Below are 15456 nucleotides of genomic sequence, written 5' to 3' on the forward strand. Positions count from 1 at the left end.
ACTGTGTCTATTTTTAACCAACGCGAATGAAACGCTACAAGATGCTTATTCTACACAAAAATAAACCTATGTGTATGCAATGCTCAGTTGCAATTGCAAAACCTTGAACCAATGTAGCGATTCCGCGCTATTTCTATCAAACGTATCAATAATAACGTCAAATTGATTGATAAAGTCAAGCCAAAGCAAAATAACAACCGCTATGTAAAGAGATGACTGGTTCAGGACATCTCATGTCCTGAACCGGAAAACAGCATCATTTGAACAGGTGAAGGAAGCTGACACATCATCGCATGCGCAATCGTCTCAAAATCTTCCTGCGATATTTCAAACAGACCATAGCGAAATTTTGCGCCCCAGGATCGGCTCCCATCATGAAAATGCAAGACCGGTAAGAGCGGATAGATATCCGCCTGACAAGCCTCAAACCACTTCACATCGCGGCGATACGGGAGAAATCCGTTGCCCATATCAACCTGATATGGCTGTCCTTCCAGAACTTGCCCTACCGCCGTAAACGCCTGACACTTTTCCGGATAGCCAAAACGCTGCTTCGGTGAATAGTACACAACACCATCTCCGGGAGAGAGTCTTCTAAGCGGCGAGCCCTTACCGTGACAAACTTGCATGATTCCCCATTCACGCCCATTCCTGACATGATCGGCCGATGCAACCGCTATCCAGTAACGGCTCATTTGCCAACCGCATACCGGATTCGGTAACCATCCGGGTCGGAGACAGTAAATGCCGTCGCAAAATCCATCACTGCCGGTTCCTGAATCAGTGAAATATCATGAATCAGACAGTGCTGATACGTTTGCTGGAATGTATGCTGATCTGCAACAAACAGACACAACTCTCCCTGAGAGCCAGATGATAAGGCTGATGTTGGAGTTATTGGCGGAATCACAGCACTCTGCTTCCAGAGACCGAAAGATAAAGAGTCATGCACCAGATACAGCACAAACTCATTGGAAGCCTGAATCGGCTCACATCCGAATAGTGTATTGTAGAATGACTGACTTTTTTCAATATCGGCTACATAAAAAACCACTGTACTTCTTAAAACTGACATCATATCGCTCCTGCGCTCTTCATAAGTTACGCATAGCTTACTCAGACACAGTGACAGTTTTTGTCAGTAGCGGGTTTGCTTGTCAGCCACACCCTGAGTTGCCTGCCATGTTTTCAGTAAATCTCTCTGGCGGCGGGGATAACGCTGCTCCGTATCATGGAAAGTTCGGATCCGATCAACGCGAAAATGGCGGAATGCCTGACGGTTTTCACACCAGGCAACCAGCATATAGCAGGCTTCAAAAAAGCCCAGCAGCACCGGCCAGACACGGCGTGTCGTCAAGTTCTCCTGCTGATCGACATATTCGATTTCAATGATAGATTCCTGACGGATTGCCTGACGGATTTGAGCTAACTCCACCAGCAGCGGAGGCTTTTCTACACCCGGACCAACCCGAATCATTTCCCGCTCCAGCCGCCATTTCAGAGTATCGGGCAATATCGCAGATATCTTGGCAATTGCATGTTGGGCTGCCTGAGTCATGGCTAAATCATCCTGCCTTGTCACCCATTCCGCCCCCAGCAGCAAAGCTTCCAGTTCTTCGTAACTGAACATCAGCGGCGGCAGCATAAAATTCGGCTTGAGAAGATAACCCAACCCAGCTTCCCCTTCGATTTCAGCTCCCTGAGACTGTAATGTCGCAATATCCCGATAGATAGTCCGGACACTGACTCCCAGTTCACCCGCCAGTGTAGCCGCAGCAACCGGATATTTATGGCAACGGAGCAGTTGGAGTAAATCAAACAATCGTTGGGTTCGGGACATAAAAAGCGTCTTTCGTGGTTGTCGGATAGCAATATGCTAACCGACAACCTATCAAACATAAAAAGATTTAGTGATGAAGGAACTTCAGAAGGTCGGGCTACATTTTTCTATTGTGGCGACACATGATTCTCCTCCAATACGATTTCCCATAACTCTTCATCAAGCGGTACAACCTGAATGTTCACACCAGTCATCTGCCGGATCACATCAATATTGGTCAAAGTGTGCTGACTGGGCCGGGTTGTCGTGAACCTTCCGCTACCGGCAACGATCATCGGTAGCAATAATTGATCTGCGAGATGCTCTTCGATCGCAGCTCCGGAACGCAAATAACTTTGCAGCTTTCCGGCACTTCGTCTGGCAACCCGCTCAGCCGAGGTACCATACTGACCGACCGCTTCAAACATACTCAAATACGTCCCACAATCGATACTCAGATGCAAACTATTACCCGAACAACTGGACGTGACCCAGTGTATATCTGCCGCTGTTTCATCCCATCCCAACTTCTTTCGGGTGGCCTCAATCTCTCGTTCAGCAATATGAGACGGCAAATCACTCATTATGACCCTGATCCTCCGGTGCCCCGGCAATTGTGCGAAGTCGGCACCGGGCTGTTCAAGCTGAAATGGCTCAAGATGGCTTGTGGGAAAAAGAGACAGGCGCCATCTGCCACCTCCGGCCGGATTAAAACCAAGTGATGCCACCTGTACTTCACAATGTATTCCCATTTGCTTTAATACTGCGAGAAAAGCATCCTGAAAAAAAGTAAGCGACGGAGATAAACCATTATGTGTTCCCCCTTCAAACTCAACCGTAGCACTCTGTCCGGTCATTACCAATGGCAGTAAAATGGTCTGGCAGACCAATACCGTACTACCGGCACTGCCAACCGCAAACTGATACTCTCCGGGACAAATGGCTCCGGGAGCAAAACGAACAGATGTTGAACCCAGGCTGTCTCCTTCACATCTTGCCTGACTGATATCCTTCGCAGCCTGTACACAGGTCAGATGCTGGCGCAGTAAACCCGGCTTCTTCCGCCCGGCCCTGATATTACGAATTTCTACCGGTTGCCGGTACAACATCGATAATGTCAGTGCTGAACGCAACACCTGACCACCACCTTCTCCCTGAGAACCATCAATTTCAATCCACTTCATTCTCTAACCTTTCACACAAACAACCTGTTTCAGGGTATGAACGACTTCCACCAAATCATTCTGAGCTGCCATTACACTGTCGATATCTTTGTAAGCATGCGGGATTTCATCAATAACTGCGGCATCTTTCCGGCATTCCACACCTTCAGTTGCAGCAATCTGATCCTGTACGCTATACACTTTTTTAGCTTTGGTCCGGGACATGACACGACCAGCGCCATGGCTGCAACTATTAAAACTTTCCGCATTTCCCAGCCCACGAACAATAAATGAACGGGCTCCCATACTACCGGGAATAATTCCCAATTCTCCTTTCTCCGCCCGAACAGCACCTTTCCGGGTTACATAACAATCTTTGCCAAAGTGATGTTCCCGTGAGATATAGTTATGGTGACAGTTCACGGCTAAATCCGCCGTTTCAAAAGGAACCGGGATCGACTTCCGCAATGCCTGAATCGCGTTAAACATCATGATTTCACGGTTTTTGGCTGCAAAGTCCTGAGCCCATTCCACCGCTTCAACATAATCGTCAAAATATTCACTTCCTTCTTCCAGATAAGCTAAATCCATATCCGGTAAATTGATCTGATGACGTTGCATTTCTCTACGGGCCAGCTCAATGAAATAAGTCCCGATTCTGTTCCCGACTCCCCGACTTCCGGAATGCAACATAATCCATACCGCATCATTCTCATCCAGACACAGTTCCAGAAAATGGTTCCCGGTTCCCATTGTTCCCAAATGCTTCACATGGTTACTGTTGCGAATCGCCGGATGTTTTTCACAGATTCGCTCAAAACGCACTTCCAGTTTTTTCCATTCTCCGGCAACGACATCCGGGATATTGTGCCAGGAACCTCTGTCATTTTTCTTTCCCCGCCGTCCGGGAGTCCGGCCATGAGGAATGGCCGCTTCAAATGCATGCCGGACACCAGCCAGATTATCCGGTAACTGACTGGCTTTCAGCGTGGTCTTCGTTGCCACCATGCCACATCCGATATCCACACCAACCGCAGCCGGAATCACGGCTTTCACCGAAGGGATAACACTGCCAATCGTCGCACCTTTCCCCATGTGAACATCCGGCATCACAGCGATATGTGAGTGGACGAATTCAGTTCCGGCAATATTCATCTCGGCAACATTATTGAGCTGTTGTAATGCCTGATCTTCAAAAGGAACACCTTTCGTCCAGGCCTTAATCGTCGTCTTATTTTCTTGTTTAATAATGTTGAAATTCTTCTCACACATTGCCTTATTTCCTTAATACTGATATTCGACCAGCCGACCGAAAAAGAGAAACATCCGGTGACCGGGAATACTGCATAACCGGATAGGATACACTACAGCGTTATCCTCAGAGATGCTCCAATCACCACACATCATGACTATTACAATTGATATGCCAACTTTAAAAACAGAAACAAAAATAAACACAATGCATTGTTATTTAACAATTTTAATAAATTCAGCCTATTTTGATTTTTTTGTTATTAGTTTACGAACATATAATTTATTGATATATAGATATCAATATATCTATTTGGATAGATTAATTATGAAGAAAACAATCGCTGTCAGTTTGCTGGGAACCAAACTGGATTTTGTCGGGAAAGGAACGCATCGCTGGTCAAAATGGCGACCGAATATTTCGCTGGTCTGCCAACCCGATTTGGTCATTGATGAGCTATACCTGCTTCATGATAATCACAGCACCCGCAGAGCAAATAATCTCGCCGTCGATATTGAGACGATTTCGCCGGAAACTTCAGTACATCTGGTACAAGTCAACTTTGCCAATCCCTGGGATTTTGAAGAGGTCTACGCCAAACTGTATGACTTCTGTCAGAACCAGCATTTCGATATCGACCATAACGATTACTTGTTCCACATCACAACAGGAACGCATGTTGCCCAAATATGTAGCTATCTTCTGACCGAAAGCCGTCACTTTCCCGGCCGGCTGATTCAAACAGCACCGGACAGCACTCAAGAAGATAAGTCTGCCGGACGAATTCAAATCATTGATTTGGATCTGTCAAAGTATGATCAGCTTGCAACCCGTTTCGACAATGAGCACCTACAGGGGAAAGCGTTCCTCAAAGGAGGAATAGCCACAAAAAATGAAGCGTTTAACCGATTAATCTCCCAGATAGAGAAGGTGGCCATTCGCTCTAAAGAGCCTATTCTTCTGACCGGCCCGACCGGCGCAGGTAAAAGTCAGTTGGCAACCCGGATTTATCAGTTGAAAAAGAAGCGGGCGATGCTTTCCGGACAGTTAATCGTCGTTAACTGTGCCACGCTGAAAGGAGAAAACGCGATGGCCGCACTGTTCGGGCATACCAAAGGAGCTTTTACCGGAGCCGCCACGGCCCGTAACGGTTTTCTCCGTGCAGCGAATCAAGGTTTACTGTTTCTGGATGAAATCGGAGAACTGGGACTGGAAGAACAGGCCATGTTATTACGGGCAATTGAAAATAAGTCATTCCACCCGGTCGGCAGCGATCTGGAAGTTGAGAGTAATTTCCAGCTTATCGCCGGAACCAACCGTAACCTGAAAGAAGCCGTTGCACAGGGGCGATTCAGAGAAGATTTACTCGCCCGAATCAACCTCTGGACATATAACCTGCCAGCGCTGAAAGATCGTAAAGAAGACATTGAAGCCAATGTTGATTTTGAGCTGATTCAGTTCAGTCAAAAACAGGGAAATCATATCCGGTTCAATAAAGAAGCCAGGAATACTTACCTGTCTTTTGCCCATTCACCTCAGGCAACATGGCAGGGAAACTTTCGCGATCTGGGGTCATCCATTATCCGCCTCTGTACTCTGGCAGACTCGTCAAGAATATCTGCACAGGATGTAGAAGTAGAAATCATGCGCTTACTGTCAGACTGGCAACCTGATGAAAAAAGACAAAATCTGCGGCTACTAGAACGATTTTTCTCTGAAACACAGCTCAGTCAGATCGATCAGTTCGATCAACACCAGTTAAATCATGTACTGCAAGAGTGCCTCTGTCATCAAAGTATGGCATCGGCAGGCAGAACACTATTTAACGTCAGCCGAACGAAAAAAGCAGTCGCAAACGATTCAACCCGCCTGCAAAAATATCTGGCTAAGTTCGGGCTAAAATGGCAGGACATCCACATCAGTCATGATCCAGAGTAACCACTGAATGAGATAAACGGGCCGGAGATCTCCGGCCCTGAAAGTTAAAATACCAGCTTAGGGGCTAATCAATAAAACAGCCGTACTGTGCCAGTGTTTCACCACGTTCACCGATGATTAGCATACGATGTCCTTCGGTAAATGAAGGGTACTGCAGGCTTTCCATCTGTCCATTCAAAATCTCATCTCCAACAGTATGACGGCGATTCCGGTCATTCTTCCGGAACGTTTTTTCTTCTATGTGAAAAACCACCAGAGTGATCAATGCTCCATAGCTTCTGCCAAAATCACCGATAATCTTGCGAAAGTCATATCTCAGGTTCGTGGCATCCCAAACCACATCCTGTCGCTTAGCCAGTGCTGATTTCAAACGGTTACGAGCCAGTTGTAAAATCTGGCCCAGATTTTTCTGACTGGCCCGGCGACCATTGATCTCTTCCCGAATGTCATCCAGAGAAATCACCTGACAATCGGGCAGATTCTTTTTAATCCAAGTGCTTTTTCCACTCCCGCTAATGCCACACATGACATAAAGATTACTGTATGAACCGCAGTGGGCATATGTTTTGGCAATGGCTTCTTCCGGCTGGGTAATTTCTCCCCGGGCCAGCAGACTCACAGCATATCCATTCAGATACACCTGAGCCTGCTCAGACTGATGCGTCTGAACCGACTGCCAGATCGACTGAACCGGAGATACTTCCGTTTGCCACAAATCATAAGTTTCATTAAACAGACGAAACTGCGCCAGCAGATCAAGCTGCTTATCCTGGTCATCACAAGACCTGCCCAGCATGTCAGCCATTTCCATCCAGTACATCAGCTCAGGATCCACATCCAGTGCCAGACTCAGATAAGCCGCATAGTCCGCATTCCGGACAACCAGTAACTTCGGTCTCTGATGATAACCGACCAAGCCAAGTATCTGGTGAGCCACCGGGTAATTCAGCCCGAGTTTCGGTAAACGGGGAGCCAGATATCCGGCCCCTCGCTCTTCATGACCAGGAGACACAATCCGCTCCTGGCCGTTAATCACTTTCGTCCGTGTGGTTAAAGGCTTGGCGATATCATGAAACACAGCTCCCAGAATTAAAGCCTGACGCTTCTCTCCATCAATATGTTGCGCCTGTGACTGCAAAAGCCGGTATAGCGATTGCAGCACCATTTCCGTATGAATTGCGACATTACCTTCACCATGCCATTGTGAATCCTGAGGTGTTTCAGACAAACGGGACAACAGCGGGAAAAACACGCCCAGCCAGTCCAGACATTCCTCAAAATCCGGGGTTGCATCTTTGGTCAGCCCATTCAGCCATGACTGAAGTTTACTCATCCTGACCTCCCAATAACTGGTTAGGAATCTTCTCCTGATGCATCCAATGCTGTTCGGTCACAACATGATCTGTTCTGACCCATTTCGCCACACTATGAGCAAAGTTTTGATAGGTAAACCCCTCTGCCAGACGGACGACATAACCTTCCTGAGTCTCGGTATCCAACGGCAGCGACCGAATCAGTGATTCGTCCCATATGCCCTGATACAACACCTTAGGTGTCACGAGTCCCAGTCGTTCAAAAAACTCACAACTTTCCTGCCAGCCAAGACATATGTTTTCCTGATTCCACAGCGAAAAAGCCAGAAAATAATCGGGCAAAGATTCATAGGCAATTGAATGTCTGGCATAGACATTTTCACCACAGACCCGCCATCCCTGCGGAATCATATAACCAATCTCCGCCTGCAATGCTTTCACCCGGCTTCTGGACGGATGAAAACGGCTATCCAGTGAGCGGGCGTGGAGAAAATCCCGGTAGATTGTTGTGTTCTCTCCGTCCATTTTTTCGGTGACAACCACCTGCCGGTTTTCAAAACCAGACGTCCCCGCCTGAAACACATCGTCGTCAGTTGCTCCCGGTGACCACGGTAAATGCGGTGTCCGGGGATATTTATATCTCATCATCTTTTCCTTCATTCCTGTTCATTACATCGACAGTTCATGAGGCACAGCAAACCTGCTTAAGAATACAGGCGATTAATTTGCCATGCAGAGATGGTATTACATGGTTTGGCCCTCTCAATATCCGTAAGCCATATATACAGGCTGCGGATAGTTTGTACAGGCGTAGCATAACGGCATCTGCCTGAGATTCAGTTCAGATATATATCAAGAATTCAATTGTCAGATCCGACGTTCAGACAAACGCAAGAGATGTTTGAAAAGAGTGTGCTGTCAGTTTGCTTTTGCCAGCTCAGCAGCCCAGATCTGCAAAGGATAAAGCTGTGATTGTCATATTTTGTCCTCCGCATCGTTGTGAATGGTTGAATGAATGGTGTACCAGCGTGGATGGTACTCGACGCTGTAATAGAAATCAACCTCCAGAGAAACCGTGCATTTGCACGGTCGTTTATTCTCTGGCTAGTCAGGCCTCAAGCTCCTCAGCCTCTAAAATTTCGTCACCCACTTCAGTTTTTTATCACCGACGGGATTACCTTCGTTTTTCAGATTACAGAACTTATCAATCGTAAATTCCGGACTTAACCCGCCAGTATAAGCAACAGGATGTTTGTTATGTGTAGTGACATCCATCGTCGTCGCATCTGTTGCACCAATTTTTCTCACCTGCCGTGAATTAAAATCTTGCAGGCCTTCAATACTGGCATTAATTTTCACGTGGTATTCACCAGCTTTCTCAGCCGCCGTCACAGCAGTGCCGCGCATTTCTGTTTTCAGCCGGACCGGGAAATTTTTCTTATCCCATGCCACATTAAAGTCCAGCCACTCAGAGGCAGAATATGTGACAAAATCATTCGCAGCCCCGGTATCAGCCATCCCATCAGGAAGAAAACTATTCAGAGTCTCCAGACTTTCTCCGACAGCCTCTTTGTATTTTCCCCAAATTTCCTCTGCATTCAGACTAAGAATTGAGTCCCATTTCAGATAATCATCCATCATCAGGTAAGAAGCCCTGTTGGGCTGACCCACCGTATTCACCCGATCAACAATGAATTGATCGCCGCTGCCACCATGCAGTGCCGCGCCATGAGCACCTTCATCATCACGACTGCCGGCAACAAACCGCTTAAATTTATGGAACCAGTCTGCCGTATCCGATAATTCTGAATGCGTCTTTCCTTTCAGTTCAGCCTCATAAAATGCATTCAGTTCATCGAGCTGATAAAGGTTACTGTCATTATGAATATCTATAGCAATCAGCTCCAGATTATCCTGTACCATCTTCTTACTTGATTTTGTCTTCGCCCAATTTGCCGCAGTCCCCATACCTTCAACCGTTCTTTGTACAATGCCGGAAGTTGTATTTCCGGACTGAGGTACGCTCATTGAAGGTGCAGAATACTGAATTGCTGACCCGCTCCGTCCTTGCTTTTGCTGGATGACAGGCGCAGCCGAATCCCGGTTATCTTCAAGTACCATCTGGCGTGTCTGACGCCGGGCCGATCGTCGCTGTGACACATTCTGCTCACGTTTAAGGTTCATCCGATACATCATTATTTCCTTCTGTATTCAGTTCCGGAGACCGATCAATACTTCGATTCCAGTTCCTTAATCATGTTGTAGAGTGTTCTGACTACATACAGATTGTTATCGGATCCTTTATCAATGGTTGATATTTCTTCCGACATTTTATGGGCAGTTTCACCATAGACTTCCAAATCTTTCTCTTTTTTCTTCGCAGAGTGGCTTATTTTCTGGTAAAGCGTTTCTTCCATTTCAATCAGATCCCGGGCTTTTTGTTCCAGAAAATCAACTTTCTGACCTTCCGTTGTGAATGTCTCCCACTTCGTCAACCACCCCTGAGTGCGGTCCATACCATACGAGACCCGTTTCGCGCCGGGATGTAAATTCTCGTGCATCAGGACGTTGTGATATTCCAGCAGCAATGTCGTGGTGTTATCCCCGTTAAACCCTGACATGGTATTCTGCTTATGGTGCCCCAGTTCATGCAGAAGATTGCGTTCATAGTTCACCATACCTGTCGTGATAATCACAGCACCCAGATGGTGATTATAAGCAGCACCGCCAAGCAGACTCAGTAATAACTCAGCAGTTGCATCAACATATTCAGACTCTTTACCCGCTCCCACCTGAATCGATGTAAGAGATTCATCCTGCTCTTCTGCGCTTAATCCGATCACATGTCCCGGCGGATAATTCTTAAACTTGGTATTCGCCATCACGCCGGGTGGAACTTCAACTATTTTATGACCGGAATCCGGGAGGCCTAATCGTTGACAGGCAGCCCGAACCACAGCCGGATCGATGACCCGCTGGATAACAAAGGATGACAGCTGCATAGGCGCTTTTGTCTGATAAGCCGGTAATACATCATGATGCTGTGACACTTTGGGTTCTGCCGGGTGTCTTTGCAAAGCCATAGCTCCCATCTGATCGGCCTCATGTTCCAGAACCGGACTATCATTCACCGCGACCTGACCAACCGAAGTGGTTGCCTGAATCTGCCCTTTCGCCTGCTGAACCACATGCCCCAGCTCGTGAGGAAGATGCTTCTCCTGCCCGGAAGCAAGATGGATTTCACTCCCCTGCGCATAAGCGTGCGCCTGAACAGTTGCCGGTTTATCAGAGTTATAGTGCACTTTGACATGATCCAGACTCATTCCGGACAAGTTCTCCATCCCCGATTTCAACTGATCCGGCAGGCCGGTATGGTTCGGTTTCTGCTGGATAACCGGCACCTCGGGTTTCCGGTTATCTTCGAGTGTGGTCCGGTGTTTCTGCCGCTGTGCAGCCTGTTGCCGGGATAACGTCTGTTTGGATTTCAGTTCAGCATGACGCATACAACCTCCTGCTCAGTTGAGCTTGATGGTTTTATTATCTTTGAGAAATTCCTGCCGGATGCTGCCCAGCAACTCATCCAGATGGACAATGCGTTCTCCCCGGCGAATCGCCTGAAGTGCACACTGGCGGAGAATATTAACAATCTGTCCGCCGGTAACTTCGAACTCTGCCGCTATCTGCTGCAAATGAATCTCCGGACTCAGCTCGCAAACATTATGAAAAGCATTCCGCCAGAGCTGTAAACGCTCCTCAGGTCCGGGAATGGAAAACTGGATCATACTCTGGAAACGGCGGGTGAAGGCTTCATCCATATTAGCCTTAAGGTTGGTTGCCAGAATCACCGTGCCGGGAAAATCTTCGATGCGCTGCAACAGATAACCGGTCTGCTGGTTGGCATGGCGATCATTGGATGAGTTTGCCTCGGTGCGTTTACCAAACAATGCATCCGCCTCATCAAAAAACAGAATCCAGTCTTTATAGCTGGCCGCATCAAATACTTTGGCAAGGTTCTTCTCGGTTTCACCGATATACTTGGAAACCACCATCGAAAGATCGACCCGGTAAACCTCTCTTCCGGTCGATTTACCCAGCAGTGCTGCCGTCAGGGTTTTTCCGGTTCCGGGCGGGCCGAAAAAGACGGCACAAAACCCCGGTTTTACTTTCTGATCCAGATGCCATTCATGCATCAGGGTTGAACCGTAGGCCAGCCATGCCCGGATTTCTTCAACCTGATTCATCACCCGGTAATCAAGCACCAGATCATCCCATTGCAGTGGTGTTTCCAGCACATGAGCCGGAAAACTCATACTCAGTTCCGGGCGAATCTGCTCACCGGTAATCAGATAATTAAGCCATGACTCACTGACCTTAAAAACCCCGGCCCAGGCAGGTAAAGCCGGATCTGCCGGCAGAAGTTCGGTGACCTGCTCTGCCATCAGGCGGTGATGCGGAGAAAGGATATACATCACTTCCAGCCGCCACTGCGGATCATTGGCAGCAATCAGAAAATTCAGGGTCTGCCCGGTCGGAACAAAACCACCGAATGCCTTATCCGTGATACCGCCAAACTCACTGAATCCCCGCTCAATCAGTTGATTCATCCCAAACAGAATATCCAGCACTTCCGGCCGGATTGCAGGAGCCATTGCCAGATCGAGTGCCAGACGCTCGAAGGTGTTCAGTTCCCATTCCAGAATCAGGTTGGCAAACAGGCTCTCGTTGGGCTCGAGCGGCGGTGGCGGGATCTCCAGCCAGTGATTTTCGTGTCCGTCCTGTTTCAGATAACTACAGATCACCTGATTGATCACGGCCGACAACCATGCCATTTCCAGATAGAGTGCTTTTAAATTACGTTCCGGCGGGATAATCATCATCCCCTCCTTGTTGAGTACAGTCACAGAGGCTGGCCCTTAACCAGCCAGTTACGACAAATACATCATCCACAATTTGCCCCCTGAACAAACGGGCGGGTGACGCGCACCCGCGCAGTTCAGGGACACCGGCATCCCACTTCAGCCCGGTTATGCAGCGTAAGCAGCCGCTTTAGCGGCATCCAGTCCGGCTTGTAGTGAATTGAGTTTTGTCGTTGCCCGAGCCAGTTCAGCCTGCGCATATTCCAACTGAGTATTGGCCATATTGCTTGCTTCAAGTGAACTCTGATAATGGCTGACCGCCTGATGATAAGCTTTCTGAATCAGGGTTAGTAATGCCGTATCCTGCTGGCTCTGAGTAATGGTATTGAGCCGGGCAATATTCATCTCGGACTGCAGAGAAATATTGGCCAGTATCATTTTGACGGCCTGATACTCTTTCTTCGCCTGCACAACAGCCAAACGAGCCTTGACGACATTTTGCTGCGCCTCGGATGCTTCATCATCGCTTTTCGCATTTTCAAATTTATCCACCATGTCGGCATGATTTTTCTCAACGGCCAGCATGTCACTCAATTTGGATTGCACCTGTTTCTGCACACTCTGCAACTGAGTCATGGACTGTTCGACACTTTGCAATGCAGTTGACGCACGTTCGAAGAGTGTATGACTCTGCGCCTGATCAACATCACCACCGGTCAGCAGTGATTCAAGGTGAGCGGATTGCTGAAGTTCAAGATCTGAAATTGAGTAGGATTCACTGGCAGAAGAGACCGTGGCATAGCAGCTCTGTAAAGCTGTCAGTGTGGTTGCGATCGCCTGATTCGCATCGGTTGTTGCCTGTCCGAGCGTACTGACCAGTTCATCGGGAATCGCCTTATTGACAGACTTCTGCCGGTTGACAAAGTCGGTCAGTTTTTCAATCACATCCACAGAGAAAATCAGCTGATTGATCAGATGGGCGACATTCTGAGAGGTCGCGGTTACTTCTCCTTTTGTGGTTTTGGTCTGTTGATTGACAACCAGAGAATACTGTTTCAGTTCTGCAACCTGAGATGCAACCAGTTTGACCTGATTAAACTGACTCAACGCGGTGTTTTTCTTTGCTTCAGCGTCGGTGAGTAACTGGGCAAAGTGGCCCTGCTTATCGGTGAGCGAGTTGACGACGGCATTCATCTCATCAATCTGATACTGAACATTGGCAACCTGACTGGTCAATGACTCAATTTCAAGATTTTTTTGCTCGGCGATACCAACTTTCATTGTTGTTTGCATAGAATGGTTCTCCATATTATCGATTATTCCTGATCATCATCGGATTCAGATTTTTTGTTGGCCCGGCGAGCTTTCTTATCTTCACCGTCGTCTTTTTCAGCACTGACCGGTGCCGGTTTATCAGCCGTTGAAGATTGTTCCTGTGCCAGATAGTTTTCATTCGGAATAATAAGAATCGGATCAATGTCGAGCGCAGACAGTGATGAAGCATAACTACCCTGCGCAATGCCAGGAGCCGGTGTCACCAGAACTACAGGGATGTAAAGCATTCCCGCAATCAGCGGATTACCGAAGTTATCGGTCATATCACCGGACAAATCAGCGCTCATCTGATGGACAAGTTTGCCGTTTTTCAGTGTGGTTGACTCGATATGAGCCAGTTGATAGTTCGCACTGGACACCTGCATTGCAATCGACTGGTTAAAATAGAAATTCAGTGCACTGGTGCTTGCTGTCGGTAAAGGTGCAACCATCAGCCCACCGGTCAAAGGCTGGTAAGCAGGTAACAGCATGACCCGGAACTCAGGTTCCTGTTTCATGTTCATCGTGACATTAAAGGTGATCTCCCGGGAGTCTTCATCGAAGCTGATATTTTCTGCGACAGGAAGTGGCGTCAGTAATGTCACAGCCGGAGAAGCACTGGAAAGTACATTACTGTATGAACCGATGTATTTCTGATACGCCAGATCCAGCACAGCATACATATACACCAGATAATCACGTCCCCGTTCCAGAGGTTTCCCGCCGAAATCCAGACAGGTGTCGCATTTGAGAACGGTCTGATAATTCCCTTTGGCATCTTTGCTCAGAACTTCGGTAAAACGTTCTTTCTGGAATTCGGCAAATGTCGATTCAACCTGCTCCAGTTTAACGCTGGACTTTTTATCGGCACTGACAATGAAGACAAAATAATGTGGCGCAGGAGCCGGTAATGAACCATCGGTTTTGCCTAACTGTGCAGCACACTGCTCCGGTAGCTGACTGAATGCCGGGGTAAATGGCTGGAAACTCACCGTGATCTGCTGATCGCCCTGAGCAACCGCAGCCAGATTAAAGTTCAGCGTATCGTTGCTGGCCTGAACGGTTCCATCGATCGCACTTTCCGCCGACTGTGCATCTTCCAGAGCACCCTCGGCTTTTTTCTCGGTCTGTCTGGCTGTGGATAATGCCTCCTGATCTGCAACTCTGGCAGACGACAGCGCTTTGAACTGGGCCTGAGAAGCCGCCAGCAGCTTTTCCAGTTCGGCTTTAGAACGGGTTGCCGTTGATTCCAGTTCTTTGGCAATTACTTCTGAACTGGAAGACGACGCTTCCATTGCTTTCTGGGACGCGTATTCAGCCTGATTGGCGGTTTCCCGGATGAACGCATTGGCTTCCAGTGTTTTTTTGTAAATGTCCGTACCGTAGCAGGCAGCGGCGGCAATATTCAGTGCGCTGCCGATATCAGCAGCCAGTTTGGCAACTGCGGTGGCCGCTGTTTGAACATTGGTTGCTGCTGTCGCACTATTGCTCACTGTTGTTGCAGAATTGCTCTGAATCAGATGCGTCGATGCCACCAGATTGTTCATCAGATTGTCGTTTTTTACTCCCTGTTGGTTAATCAGCCGGACAGACTCCAATTGTTCACTGACTGTGTCCAGATTATCGGCCGCCGTCAATTGTGCGCCCTGTGCATAATACAGACTGTATTGGGCGCTCCGTCGCTGTGACGCCAGCTTCTGTTGCTGGGCATACAAGGCGTCAAGGGAAGTCCCTACAACTTCTTGCAAATGTTCCTGATACGAGTTCATAAGTTCACCTTGTCCTTCGTCGGTTCATTGAT

The 15456-nt window shown here is 48.0% G+C and carries 13 protein-coding genes; 1 reads left to right on the top strand and 12 read right to left on the bottom strand.

Annotated features, from left to right (window positions below; translation table 11 throughout):
• Window positions 1-221: 221 nt before the first annotated feature.
• The 5 genes from OCU74_RS15830 to OCU74_RS15850 form a co-directional block, all read right to left on the bottom strand.
• On the bottom strand, window positions 222-695 hold the full coding sequence (locus tag OCU74_RS15830) for an EVE domain-containing protein (protein ID WP_087481976.1): 474 nt from the start codon (window positions 693-695) through the stop codon (window positions 222-224).
• Window positions 692-1078 carry a VOC family protein gene (locus OCU74_RS15835; RefSeq protein WP_143693261.1) on the bottom strand — a complete coding sequence of 129 codons (387 nt, stop codon included), beginning with the start codon at window positions 1076-1078 and terminating at the stop codon, window positions 692-694. Before OCU74_RS15835 ends, OCU74_RS15830 begins: the two co-directional genes overlap by 4 nt.
• Window positions 1079-1138: 60 nt before the next feature.
• Window positions 1139-1840, bottom strand: coding sequence for a helix-turn-helix transcriptional regulator (locus OCU74_RS15840; protein WP_087481978.1), 702 nt, complete (start codon window positions 1838-1840; stop codon window positions 1139-1141).
• A gap of 107 nt (window positions 1841-1947) precedes the next feature.
• The gene (gene rtcA, locus OCU74_RS15845; protein WP_087481979.1) at window positions 1948-3003 is read right to left on the bottom strand and encodes an RNA 3'-terminal phosphate cyclase; all 1056 of its coding nucleotides are present in this window, start codon (window positions 3001-3003) and stop codon (window positions 1948-1950) included.
• Between the two features lie 3 nt (window positions 3004-3006).
• A complete protein-coding gene (locus OCU74_RS15850; RefSeq protein ID WP_087481980.1) occupies window positions 3007-4254 on the bottom strand; it encodes an RtcB family protein in 1248 nt (415 codons plus the stop codon).
• Window positions 4255-4561: 307 nt separating this feature from the next.
• On the opposite strand from OCU74_RS15850, the gene rtcR reads away from it, so the two are divergent.
• Window positions 4562-6172 (top strand): RNA repair transcriptional activator RtcR, encoded by a 1611-nt coding sequence (gene rtcR, locus OCU74_RS15855; RefSeq protein WP_087481981.1) that lies wholly within the window; start codon window positions 4562-4564, stop codon window positions 6170-6172.
• Between the two features lie 64 nt (window positions 6173-6236).
• Here rtcR and OCU74_RS15860 read toward each other — a convergent pair whose 3' ends face one another.
• The 7 genes from OCU74_RS15860 to OCU74_RS15890 all read right to left on the bottom strand — a co-directional run bounded on the left by OCU74_RS15860 (window position 6237) and on the right by OCU74_RS15890 (window position 15424).
• A complete protein-coding gene (locus OCU74_RS15860; protein ID WP_087481982.1) occupies window positions 6237-7505 on the bottom strand; it encodes an AAA family ATPase in 1269 nt (422 codons plus the stop codon).
• A complete protein-coding gene (locus OCU74_RS15865; RefSeq protein ID WP_234993614.1) occupies window positions 7498-8133 on the bottom strand; it encodes an RNA ligase family protein in 636 nt (211 codons plus the stop codon). Before OCU74_RS15865 ends, OCU74_RS15860 begins: the two co-directional genes overlap by 8 nt.
• A 483-nt stretch (window positions 8134-8616) precedes the next feature.
• Complete coding sequence (locus OCU74_RS15870) at window positions 8617-9669, bottom strand: hypothetical protein (protein WP_261856149.1); 1053 nt, start codon at window positions 9667-9669, stop codon at window positions 8617-8619.
• A gap of 44 nt (window positions 9670-9713) precedes the next feature.
• Entirely contained in the window at window positions 9714-10988 is a 1275-nt protein-coding gene (locus OCU74_RS15875) for an eCIS core domain-containing protein (RefSeq protein ID WP_200807763.1), read from the bottom strand.
• A gap of 12 nt (window positions 10989-11000) precedes the next feature.
• Entirely contained in the window at window positions 11001-12362 is a 1362-nt protein-coding gene (locus OCU74_RS15880) for an ATP-binding protein (RefSeq protein ID WP_087481985.1), read from the bottom strand.
• A gap of 147 nt (window positions 12363-12509) precedes the next feature.
• Complete coding sequence (locus OCU74_RS15885) at window positions 12510-13634, bottom strand: hypothetical protein (RefSeq protein WP_087481986.1); 1125 nt, start codon at window positions 13632-13634, stop codon at window positions 12510-12512.
• Between the two features lie 23 nt (window positions 13635-13657).
• Entirely contained in the window at window positions 13658-15424 is a 1767-nt protein-coding gene (locus OCU74_RS15890; RefSeq protein WP_087481987.1) for a hypothetical protein, read from the bottom strand.
• Window positions 15425-15456: the final 32 nt, after the last annotated feature.

Source organism: Vibrio mangrovi (genome assembly GCF_024346955.1).
In the GTDB taxonomy this organism is placed as follows: Bacteria; Pseudomonadota; Gammaproteobacteria; order Enterobacterales; family Vibrionaceae; genus Vibrio; species Vibrio mangrovi.

What these genes read in the sequence shown, in the direction of transcription:
- OCU74_RS15830 (WP_087481976.1), bottom strand. Translation starts at nt 695, where the DNA reads ATGAGCCGTTACTGGATAGCGGTTGCATCGGCCGATCATGTCAGGAAT.
- OCU74_RS15835 (WP_143693261.1), bottom strand. Translation starts at nt 1,078, where the DNA reads ATGATGTCAGTTTTAAGAAGTACAGTGGTTTTTTATGTAGCCGATATT.
- OCU74_RS15840 (WP_087481978.1), bottom strand. Translation starts at nt 1,840, where the DNA reads ATGTCCCGAACCCAACGATTGTTTGATTTACTCCAACTGCTCCGTTGC.
- rtcA (WP_087481979.1), bottom strand. Translation starts at nt 3,003, where the DNA reads ATGAAGTGGATTGAAATTGATGGTTCTCAGGGAGAAGGTGGTGGTCAG.
- OCU74_RS15850 (WP_087481980.1), bottom strand. Translation starts at nt 4,254, where the DNA reads ATGTGTGAGAAGAATTTCAACATTATTAAACAAGAAAATAAGACGACG.
- rtcR (WP_087481981.1), top strand. Translation starts at nt 4,562, where the DNA reads ATGAAGAAAACAATCGCTGTCAGTTTGCTGGGAACCAAACTGGATTTT.
- OCU74_RS15860 (WP_087481982.1), bottom strand. Translation starts at nt 7,505, where the DNA reads ATGAGTAAACTTCAGTCATGGCTGAATGGGCTGACCAAAGATGCAACC.
- OCU74_RS15865 (WP_234993614.1), bottom strand. Translation starts at nt 8,133, where the DNA reads ATGATGAGATATAAATATCCCCGGACACCGCATTTACCGTGGTCACCG.
- OCU74_RS15870 (WP_261856149.1), bottom strand. Translation starts at nt 9,669, where the DNA reads ATGAACCTTAAACGTGAGCAGAATGTGTCACAGCGACGATCGGCCCGG.
- OCU74_RS15875 (WP_200807763.1), bottom strand. Translation starts at nt 10,988, where the DNA reads ATGCGTCATGCTGAACTGAAATCCAAACAGACGTTATCCCGGCAACAG.
- OCU74_RS15880 (WP_087481985.1), bottom strand. Translation starts at nt 12,362, where the DNA reads ATGATGATTATCCCGCCGGAACGTAATTTAAAAGCACTCTATCTGGAA.
- OCU74_RS15885 (WP_087481986.1), bottom strand. Translation starts at nt 13,634, where the DNA reads ATGCAAACAACAATGAAAGTTGGTATCGCCGAGCAAAAAAATCTTGAA.
- OCU74_RS15890 (WP_087481987.1), bottom strand. Translation starts at nt 15,424, where the DNA reads ATGAACTCGTATCAGGAACATTTGCAAGAAGTTGTAGGGACTTCCCTT.